Raw genomic sequence first — 10,304 nt, 5'->3', positions numbered from 1 at the left:
CGGCGACCGCTTCCGCCGTATCGGTAAACGACGATGTTGCTTCGAGACGGCTCTTGCCAACCTGACCTACAACCTCGACCGCTTCGCCATGTTCCATCGCAAGGCGTTAGCCTGTACATGTGTCAAAAATCCACCACTCAATCACATCAAATCAACCTCAGCGGAGCCTGCTCGGCCTAATCAGCAGGCTCTACGGGCATTGGAAATCTGTAATCGGAGTGAACGGCTGAGAATTAGCACGTTGATCGAAGTCACCTTAATTGAGTTCTTCGATCTGGAGCCGAATGAATTTTTTAGAGTTATTTTCTACGCTGTCTTTAACGCGCACAGTAACCGTTTCACTGTCGTCGCTATGATCAATCGCGGGTGGAACGGATTCCAGATAGTCCGTGCCGGTGAGCCAGCTGTCCGGGGATAGATCGGGGCTGATTTGAACGGTGTAGCGCAGATTTCCTGCTTCGTAACCACTTTCGGCGCTTCCGGTGCCGCCTTGTATTCGGCGATAGCTAAATGTGAGAAAGTGAAGATTACTTTCGCTGGTGATCTCACTATGCGGCAGACTGCCTGAGCTGGAATCGGTCGGCAGACTGCCTTGTGCGTATTCAAGTATGTTGGCAATTCCATCATGGTCCGGATCGGCCGACGGTTCTTGATCGGCTACTGGTAATTCGCTGAGCATTGCCGCCTTCCATTCACTATAGCTCGCCGGTGTGCTGCTTCCGGTGTAGGGCTCAGTTTCATAGAGAGCTTGCACTTCGGCAGCTGTGAGCGCGCGATCATAGACGCGGACCTCATCCATGTCCCCTGCAAAACCGAAGCCGTAATCTGTGTTTAATATACCGATCGTGATCGGGCAATCGAGCACTGGGATTGCCGTGACACTGATTGTATTGGAAGCGACTTCGTCTCCATCGATGTAAAGCTTCACGTTGTCCGAGACTTCAGCTCCATCAAAAGTCATGATGAGGTGCTTCCAAGTATTCACTTCGTTGAGCGAGTAGTTGGTCGTGACCCGTTGATTACCTAGGTCGATGTTGATGTTAGAATTCGTATGACTAAAAATAGCGAAACAGCGTTGACCTGCGGTGAGGCCTAGGCGTTTTGAAATCAAGCCGCGAGGCTCTGAGTCGACAACTGATGGACGGACCCACATGGAAATGGTCAGAGCAGTGCTGCTGTATTCGGATTGATGGGGGGCTTCCACCCAATCGTTGGTTCCGTCGAAGGTCAGGGCATGGCCTGCAATGGACTCACTTGTGCGGGACGTGTTGCCGGCGAGAGTTCCATCATTGAAGCCCTGTGTGTCGAATGCGGTGTTGCCGGACAGTGCATCAAACTTCCATCGTGAAAGAAGTCCGTTCGCCAGACTGCCCTCGAAATCGGTGGTGCTTCCGTTGGTCGTTGCGGCGGCGGAGGCACCTTCAGGGTTGTTCGCTGTCACCCAAAAATAATAGAGGGTGCTAGGGCTCAGTCCCTCGACCAGTGAGTTGGTCGTGTTTGCAGCTAAAGTCGCATTCGGGCTAGCTGGTTGGCTATTCGCGGTGTTCCAGTAAAGATTATAAGCGCTCTCATTGTCTGCATTGTCTTGCCATGACAAGGTGAGGCTGGTTGCGGTTGGCCCTGAGATACTTAAAGCTGTTGGTGCATTTGGGGGCAATAAAACCGTCGTAGTGGCAGAGGTTGTGGTAGTTTCCGATTCTCCACCGGAATTATGGGCGGAGACCCAAAAAAAGTATTCGGTTTCGGGGTCTAATCCTGTCGCCGTGTAGCTGGTAATATCGCCTGTTACACTTGCTTGGTGGGAGAGGGGTTGAGTATTGGTTGTGCTCCAGTAGATGCGGTAGTCTTGGACCGTGCCAGTGCCAGCATCCCAATCGAGCGTCACGCCGCCGGAGGTGATACTGGTTGCACTGACCGCAGCGGGAGCCGTTGGGGGATCGAGGGGTTCCAGTGCTTCAAAAGCCAAGAATTCGAAGAGATAAGCGGTGTCTTTAAATTCACCTGAGGTCCAGTTGGCATCGATAACATTGAGACGTAAGTAACGCACGTCCACGGCTTCGAAATTATGGACGCGGGTGGATTGGTAATTATCATCCACGTCGACAATCGTGTCCCAGTCGATGCCATTGGTGCTTGCTTGAATGTTGTATCCAGCGAGTGCATCGTAGAGAGAGAGAGTCCGCAGGAAAATTTTATCGACAGAAAAGGACTCTCCTAGATCCAGTTGTATCCACTTTTTGCTATAATCGGTCGTGCTGGAACTCCAATATGACTGTGCGCCTGCGCCGGTCTTTCCTCTCGCGGCACCATGTTCAGGGTCCTCATCACCCGCTGTGGCAATTGCCTCACTACGACTGGAGAGATTGACACGAGCGGGTAGGCCGGGAGTTTGCAGGGTTTTGGAGAGGAACCATTCGTAAAGATTCGGGTTGTGGTAAGTATGACCTAGGCTGTATTGACGACTGCAACTATGTCCATAGCCTGGATACATTGTGACGATGTGTTCAGCATCCGGATAGTGGACACTTATAGCGCTGTTTGCTCGCAGAACGACCTCAGGTGTGTGTTCAGTGTTATCATTTAGGCCACTCATCGACCAGATGGCTACGTTGTCTTCTGCGATTTTTACCATTGAACTAGTGCTGCCCTTGCGTCGACCTGCCACAACGGCTGCGGCCGCGAATCGGTTAGGCACATTTGCATCACCAAGCAAGACTTCCCATGTCCCGGTTCCCCCAAAACTGAAGCCAGTCAAGTATACGCGACTAGAGTCGATGCGATACTGCGCGGAGACTTCGTCGAGGAGTGCGATGACATTTTCTGAAGTCCAAGCTGCTTGGGTCTGAGGCGCTATGAGAATAAAGTGTTCCGTCTGACCGTTGACATCGAAGTTTAAATAATTTCCATTCGCTGTATAGTTAGGTGGTGTGCCGCCGGCGCCTTCGACCTTGTTTAGATAATCAGTTTTTCCAAGGAAATCACTTTCACCTCGTTCTCCGTAACCATGTAAGTAAATGATCGTAGGGAATTCGCGTGCAGCCTCACTTGGGTCCTCATAGATCTCGGGCAAGTGTAGAATGTAAGGCAAGCCACCGCCTACATTTGAAACCTTCTTAAGATTATAATTAACGGCGTGCAGCGATGACCCATTTGCAAGGAGCAATAAGAGAGAGACTTTAATGAATTTTTCAAGGAGTGGGGTATACATAATAGTGGTGTTTGCTTGGATTAATTATGATTGAGCCGGAAGAAGAGTTTTGTGTGATGATCCGCATACATTCGTTTCAGTGAGTCGATCGGAAGTCATTCCGCCTATGTCCTGGTGTAAAACGATATAGTTTCTGTGTTTTAAAGAGGAGATTGTCAGCGATTGCATGATTGGAATGAGTTCTGCACAGGGTGGATTGGCCTGCTCGACCAGTATTTATCTGTTCTCTAGCCGGGAAGTTTGGCCGAGCGAATAATTTGGGTCATTTCTTGGTGCCAGTCTTTATCGCGCCACATGCCTCGGAACTGTGGTCCGCAGAAGTTGCTGGTGGCGATGGCCGCCCAGCGTCCTTTTCCGGCTGCATGGCGCACGCCGACTTCGCAGCTGCGCTTGACCCATTCCCAGTCCAGCATAGGCCAGTCCTTGTAGTCCACGATCCCCCAACATTCGGTCGTGATGAGCGGCAGGTTGAGCGCCTCGGACTCGATACAGACTTCATCGATGTGAGCTTTTAGGTGGTTGTCCCAATAGTCTGAATCGGCTTCGTAGAAACGCTGCGCATTGAGCACGACATTCTCGTAGCCCTTGGATTCAAAGCGCTCGTAATGGTAGTCGATCCGGGTGTAGAACTCGTGGCGATTGGCCTGTGCCATCCAGATGTGTGGCTCAAGTAAGTCGAACGTTTCGGATACGGTTTTATGGTCCTCTTTGGCTAGATTTAGGTGTCCGATGTTTGAATAGGTGTACGCAATATTCGGATAGGATAACCGCAGTTCATTAATGGAGCTCACCATCCAGCGGATGGAAGAAGGGCTGTTCCAGTCTGCTTTTTCCGTGGGTGCGGGTAGAAAGAAGGGGGCCCAGCAGTCCAGTGGCCACTCATTGCAAAAGTCGAGGTAGAGGACGCTATCGAGTAAGTTGTCGCTGGCGATTGAATCCAGCAAATCTTTCCAGATTCGGCTGTGGCACTGAGGTGAGACAATTTGTGCGACATTGGTTTCCTCTACCCGTTGAAACCATGTGGACAGTCCGACGAGTATCCCACGTTCGGCGCATTTTCGGATGAAAGTGTTGAGGTTGGGCTGCACCTGAACGCGATTGCGCGCGGGCGAGCCCCAGTCCTGCTGGTTCCAGCAAGGTTTGACTGTCCACTCGGCTTTAGCATCGATGGAGACAAGTAGCGGATAGGCGTCGATACGCACGGCATTGTAACCGCGTTCGACCAACTCATCCAGGGCCAGGTCCCAGTCTTCGTAGCCAGCTCCGCTCCAACGGCGTTCCAGCCATGAAAAGTCCCACATCGTGATGGCGAGTGGCTCAATCAGTTCTTTGAGTTTCATTATATTTGCTTTCTTTTTAAGTGATTACCGCAAAGACGGAAATCTCTGCCTTCCGGCATGAGGAACCAAGCGGGGAGTGCGGCCCAAGGGTGGCAGCGTGTGTCGCGGTCGCTACCTTCGAAGGTCTCCCACCAAGTGGTGGTGTTCGGATCGTCGCTCATGATAGACCATTCTTTGCGGATGAGCGGCATGACTTGATCCGAGTAGCCGGTGATGATGAGCGCTTCTGCGAAGTAGGTCCAAAAATAAGGGGTGCAACGGCAGATTTCCGGATGCTGCCAGACTTGAATCAATTGACCCATCAGTTGACGTGCCGCGTCTCCCTTGAAGACGCCACCCAGCACGGCGAGAATCTGAGATTGAGCACTCCAGCCTTTGAGGTCACCGCTTTCAGTATCGATACAATCGGCGTAAAAGCCAGTCTTCTCGTTGAAGAAAAGAGTGTGGCAAATGCCTCGGATCTTATCGGCATCGAGTAAGCTCGTATCGAGCGTATGTGTGTAATCGATGGATTGGGCGCAGGCCGTGAATGCGTCGATAGCGATGGCCAGATAAGCATTGAGACCCAGTTGCTTACGAGAACGTTCGATGCCTGAGTGGGAGAAAGTGTGCCAGATACTAGGGTGGTCGATGAAGACGACTTCAAAGCGCCCGCCTTCATAGTTCTGGATGTCGAGGGGATCTGTTTCAATGAGACCAGATGGGCCGATATGATCTTGATACCAGCGCAGGGTGCGCTCGGCGACCGGTAGCATCTTTTGGATGATATCTGTGCGTTCTGGATGTGCGCGGCGATAGACATCGACGCCCCAAACAAAGATGAGGCAAAAATCCAACAGATAATGGGGCGGATTCAGACTGGAAAATACGGATGAGGGCATCAGGCCGTTGGCATTCTGTGCCTTTACGATCACGTCCAGAAAATGTTCGAAATAGGACGGCTCGTCGTATAGCTTGTCGATCCAGAGTGCATTCCAAAGACCATCGGCAATGAAGAGCGCTTGCTCGCGGGTGGGGCAATCCACACAGGTTTCCTGGGTCGATACTTGTAGGGTCCGCATGCTGACATCCCACATGCGTTGCAGTTTTGGATTTTCCGACTGGTAGTTGTATACTGGTGTGATGTCTGCCTCTCGCCGCCAAACGCCGAATTCTTTTAGGTGCATCGGCGTATTGTTTGGGCGCAGCACGATGAGGAGATAGCGGAAGCCGTTATAATTGAGGGTGCGAAAGTGCGGGTTACGCCCAGAGGCGGTCCAACGGGCTGCATATTCCGCATTGCCGCGGTTGGCCCAAGGGCGTCCATCACGCAGCAGTTCGGCGCCATAGTGGTCGACGGTGCCTGACTCGGCTTCGATGGTGAATTCGGTTTGACCAGACATCTCCTCGCCCAAATCAAAGAGTAGAGCAAGACCCTCATTCTCCGATGCGCAGGTGATGCCTTTGCCTGAATCCCATTTGGTCTGAAACGCTTCGATTGGCAAATCTTCCCACGCTTCCGTATCCAAGATTTTGCTGAGTTGGCCTTCACCCTCTTCGGCAATTGCGGCGTCGGTGGATACCTTAGCCACTGCGATCAATTTCTCTGCAGGGACGGCATACTCGCGTAGTTGTGGGGTGGCTCGCGGTGAGAGGGTGCTCTCCGGGTGTTTGACTTCGACTGCTATAGGCCATTCACGATCGTCAAAATCGGGTGCTTGCCAATTCTCCGGTTGCTTCGAGCTGTCAAATTGTTCCATCCAACCAGTCGCCCAAGTGCGTCTGAGGTTGCTGTGACGCCAGCCGCCCTGTGAATGATACTTCCATGACTCCGTCGGTATTTCAATTGCCTCCCATTGACCCGCTTTCAACCCGATCAGACGGCACCAGAAGCCAGTGGGTGCGTAGGGATGACTTTGCGTGCGGACACCGAAATGATGTATGATTACAGAAAGTGTTACGCAGCCATTCTCAGAGCTTACAGGGTAACTGTCCGCTGTGCTATCCGGCCAGATCGAAGGGCAGGGGCCTTGACCAAGGTACTGACCGTTGGCGCTCAGGTAGTAGCGTGTTTGTCCGGTCAGTTGAACTGCAAGGTCTTCATAATCTTCAAGTTCTTTAATCTGAGTCCGAAACAAAACGGTTTGGTTCGGGTGTGATTTTTCGGCCCAAATCCACTGTGGCTCAGTTGGGAGTTGAGTTTGTTTAATCTGATAATTCATGGGTCTACGTGACGAAGCTTTTTGGGGTAGGAGCGCTCTGCGCTATCAAATTCACATATGAGTATTGGGTCACTATAACCATATAGCAATTCCAAAAAGTAGAATTCCCTCAATGGCTCTACGGCAGTATAGATTCTGTTAGAATCAAAAGAGAGCTTGTCTCATGGCAGTGCACTGTGGTTATCTATGCCGTGAACAATGTAACGTTTTAGGTATGCCCAAGAAGAAAACAGCAAAGTCGTCATCCTCGCGTCCAACTATCTTGGAGCTGGCGAAACTCACCAGCTTGTCACAAGGTGCGGTTTCGCGGGCAATCAATGGACAAGGGGGAATCAGCGATGCAACGCGCGAGCGCATTTTAAAAGCCGCACGTGAGATCGGGTATCAGCCGAATCCATCGGCTCGAAACTTTAAGCGTGGTTACACAAAGCGTATCGGGATGATTCTTCCCAACTTGGCGAATGCCAATTACTCTGAGCTGTATGAGCACTTGGACTTATCAGCTGCCGCTGAGGGCTATTCGTCGATTTTAGCCTTGGCGCATCAATCCGCTGAGCGTGAGCGTAAATTACTTTTAAAGTTTTCGGCGGGTGAAGCGGATGGGCTCGTGGTCAACCCGGTTCAAGGTTTGGTTAATCTCGATATCTACCAGAAGCTAAAGGCTTGGAAGTATCCACTGCTGTTGCTTTATGTCGGACATGAGGATGAGTTCGACAGCCTCGGAGTGGATTATTCGTTTAGTTTACGTAAGGCGATGGAGTATTTACGCGATGTTGGCCACACACAGGTTGCTTATGTCGGGCCAAGTGCTGCGAATGCCACACCGGTCGGAAAGCACGATCAGCTGATTACTGCCTTACAGAAAGTCGGTATGCAATATGATGCTGAGCTCTCCGTGTTTGAGGTCGATGCGTCTGAAGCGGGCGAAGCTTCCTTTGCCCAGTGGCGTGCCATGGGGAAGCAACCGACTGCCGTGGTGGCATACAATGACCAAACCGCGATTTCACTCAGCACCGAGTGTAAGAGGCAGGGCTTGAGTGTGCCTAAAGATCTGTCTATTTTGGGCAGTGATGATATAACATCTGCGGTAGCTCTAGAGCTTTCCACTTTGCGAGTGGATCGTGAAGTGATGGCGAAGACGGTATTTCAGATGCTGCAAAACCGTATCAAGAACTTTGAATCCCCCATACAGCTGAAAAAGCTGCGGTCTGAGTTCTTACTCCGTAGCTCCATGGGCCCAGCTCGAAAGTAGAGGCAGTGTCGTCACAGAAGGCTGTGTCATTGTAGACTTTATAATTGCTGTCTATAACGTTATATGCAAGCATTGATAGATTCCTATTTTATCCTCAACGCTTTAGCCTTATGAAAGTTGTCATGGTCATGTTCGATTCACTCAACCGGCACTATATGTCGCCCTATGGTTGTGAGTGGACCCATACTCCGAATTTCCAGCGACTTGCTGAAAAGACTATTCGTTTTGATGCTTCCTACGTCTGCTCGATGCCGTGCATGCCGGCCCGTCGGGATCTACACACGGGAAGGCCCAATTTCTTACATCGTGGTTGGGGGCCAATGGAACCCTTTGATGAGTCGATGCCACGCACCTTGAAAGAGAATGGGGTGTATTCGCATTTGATCACCGATCACTATCACTACTTCGAGGATGGTGGCGCGAATTACCATACCAAGTATTCCAGCTACGAAGCCTTTCGTGGGCAGGAAGGCGACCCTTGGGTCGGGCAGGTGCGCAATCCGGAAATACCTGCAGATGCCGCAGGGCGTCATGGACTGAATGGCTATGGCCCAGCGCGGCAGGATTGGATCAATCGACAGCACATGACCGAAGAAGCAGCTCAGCCACAAAGCGGTGTGTTTCAAGCTGGTTTGGACTTTATTGATCGAAACAAGGGTGAAGATAATTGGTTTCTACAAATTGAGACCTTTGATCCGCATGAGCCGTTCTTTTCCCTACCACAATATAAAGACCTCTTCTTTGAGCCGCATTACAGGGATTACGATGGACCACACTTCGATTGGCCGAATTACGAAATGGTGCAAGGGCGTCACAAGTTGGCCGAGCATTCGCGCTACGAATATGCGTCCTTACTCGCGATGTGTGATGCCAAACTGGGCACCATTATAGATAAGATGGATGCCGAGAATCTATGGGAAGATACCATGTTGGTCGTCTGGACCGATCACGGCTTCTTTCTTGGAGAGCACGATTGGTGGTCGAAGATTATGATGCCTTGGTGGGAAGAAACCGCCCGAACGCCTTTCTTTGTCTGGGATCCACGTGTTGGTAAGCAGGGGGAGTCACGTCAGTCGCTGGTGCAGCCATCCATTGATTTGGCGCCGACGGTGTTGGGCTTCTTTGATCAGGAAATTCCATCGAGCGTGACGGGGCATGATCTACGGCCCATCATGGAGACGGATACACCAGTTCGTGAGTCAGCCATTTTCGGCACTTTTGGCAAGCAGGTTAATGTCACCGACGGACGCTATGTTTACATGCGTGCCCAGCAGGAGCGTCTATCGAAGATCACGGAATACACTCTCATGCCCGCACATATGCGGACGCCTTTTGGCTGTGATAGCTTTTCGAAAGAGCGCATGTCGTTGGCCGAGCCATTTGACTTTATGAAAGGCTGCCAGGTCATGCAAATCGACTGCACCGGGATGGGATGGTCCGATGAAGCCTCTTGGGAACGAGACGCGCAGACATGCGAAACCGTGCTTTACGATTTGCAGACAGATCCAGAGCAAGAAGCACCGATCCAGGATGCAGCCATTGAGTTGAAAATGAAACAAAACCTCGCGGCCGAAATGGAAACCTGTGATGCCCCACGTGATCAATATTTGCGTCTTGGATTGAACGCACCGGCATCGGCGCATTAGGGGGCCGGGGGCTACGGCCTAGAATTTTGAGGGCGGGTTGGTTCTCGACCCGTAATAGCGTCGTGCTGGCCATTGAGTGCAGAACCTCTTGGAACATGGGTTCACCTGGAGACACGGAGCTTGGGATGAGTGCCGCGCCAATGACCTGCTTGGGTAAACCAGATGAACTGCAACTAGAATATTGTGACAACCGCTCTCTTCTTCGCTGTTCCTTCGTCGCCCTTCAGGCTATGCAGGACGCAGTCGAGCTAGGCTGGACAGGCCGCTAGAGAGAGGAGATGAGGGAATGGTAGAATCTTTAAATTGCCTGACATGTTTCGAATCTTGAGCCAGTCGAAGGAAGCTTGCCTGTGGTGAGTTCGTCGAACTGTCGATGGTTCGGTTCGACCTCTTCGGTTTGTTCGAATAGTTTCTCAAAAACAGCTTGAAAATGATCAAATTCGGGAGCATGTTTCATTTATGATGGTTGTTATATCCAGTAGAAGCAAAGAAGAGGCTCGGCAGGAAATTGCTGCAATCAAGAAAGCGACGAAGAAGGTTAGCGTTTCTTAGAGGGCGTCTAAAAATTCTTCTTGTTTGGGATTCGTTTGATCATGAGTCGCGTCATGGCGATATGAATCATCGCCACAGACGAGTCGGTGTTTGTTTCGTAGTCCT

7 protein-coding genes and 1 pseudogene are annotated in these 10,304 nt (G+C 51.2%); 3 read left to right on the top strand and 5 right to left on the bottom strand.

The window, feature by feature from the left end:
• Positions 1-256: 256 nt before the first annotated feature.
• The 3 genes from IE065_RS17505 to IE065_RS17495 all read right to left on the bottom strand — a co-directional run bounded on the left by IE065_RS17505 (position 257) and on the right by IE065_RS17495 (position 6,749).
• On the bottom strand, positions 257-3,208 hold the full coding sequence (locus IE065_RS17505) for a LamG-like jellyroll fold domain-containing protein (RefSeq protein ID WP_189517527.1): 2,952 nt from the start codon (positions 3,206-3,208) through the stop codon (positions 257-259).
• Positions 3,209-3,435: 227 nt separating this feature from the next.
• A complete protein-coding gene (locus IE065_RS17500; protein WP_189517525.1) occupies positions 3,436-4,548 on the bottom strand; it encodes a cellulase-like family protein in 1,113 nt (370 codons plus the stop codon).
• Complete coding sequence (locus tag IE065_RS17495; protein WP_189517523.1) at positions 4,548-6,749, bottom strand: family 78 glycoside hydrolase catalytic domain; 2,202 nt, start codon at positions 6,747-6,749, stop codon at positions 4,548-4,550. The genes IE065_RS17500 and IE065_RS17495 overlap by 1 nt, the downstream gene beginning before the upstream one ends.
• Before the next feature lie 214 nt (positions 6,750-6,963).
• Between IE065_RS17495 and IE065_RS17490 the strand changes: the two genes are divergently transcribed.
• The 3 genes from IE065_RS17490 (at position 6,964) to IE065_RS17480 (ending at position 9,916) form a co-directional block, all read left to right on the top strand.
• Positions 6,964-8,001 (top strand): LacI family DNA-binding transcriptional regulator, encoded by a 1,038-nt coding sequence (locus IE065_RS17490; RefSeq protein WP_189517521.1) that lies wholly within the window; start codon positions 6,964-6,966, stop codon positions 7,999-8,001.
• A gap of 110 nt (positions 8,002-8,111) precedes the next feature.
• On the top strand, positions 8,112-9,647 hold the full coding sequence (locus tag IE065_RS17485; RefSeq protein WP_189517519.1) for a sulfatase: 1,536 nt from the start codon (positions 8,112-8,114) through the stop codon (positions 9,645-9,647).
• A 95-nt stretch (positions 9,648-9,742) separates the two neighbouring features.
• Positions 9,743-9,916, top strand: coding sequence for a hypothetical protein (locus tag IE065_RS17480; protein WP_189517517.1), 174 nt, complete (start codon positions 9,743-9,745; stop codon positions 9,914-9,916).
• 29 nt (positions 9,917-9,945) lie between these two features.
• On the opposite strand, the gene IE065_RS17475 is transcribed toward IE065_RS17480, so the two are convergent.
• Together IE065_RS17475 and IE065_RS18325 are read right to left on the bottom strand one after the other, a co-directional pair.
• Positions 9,946-10,104 (bottom strand): hypothetical protein, encoded by a 159-nt coding sequence (locus IE065_RS17475; RefSeq protein ID WP_189517515.1) that lies wholly within the window; start codon positions 10,102-10,104, stop codon positions 9,946-9,948.
• Between the two features lie 102 nt (positions 10,105-10,206).
• A pseudogene (locus tag IE065_RS18325) lies at positions 10,207-10,304 on the bottom strand (IS5/IS1182 family transposase); the annotation flags it as partial.

The sequence above is a fragment of the Cerasicoccus arenae genome (genome assembly GCF_014651635.1).
In the GTDB taxonomy this organism is placed as follows: Bacteria; Verrucomicrobiota; Verrucomicrobiia; order Opitutales; family Cerasicoccaceae; genus Cerasicoccus; species Cerasicoccus arenae.
The sequence above is the reverse complement of the archived record's forward strand: the minus strand, read 5'-3'. Positions and strand labels throughout refer to the sequence as shown.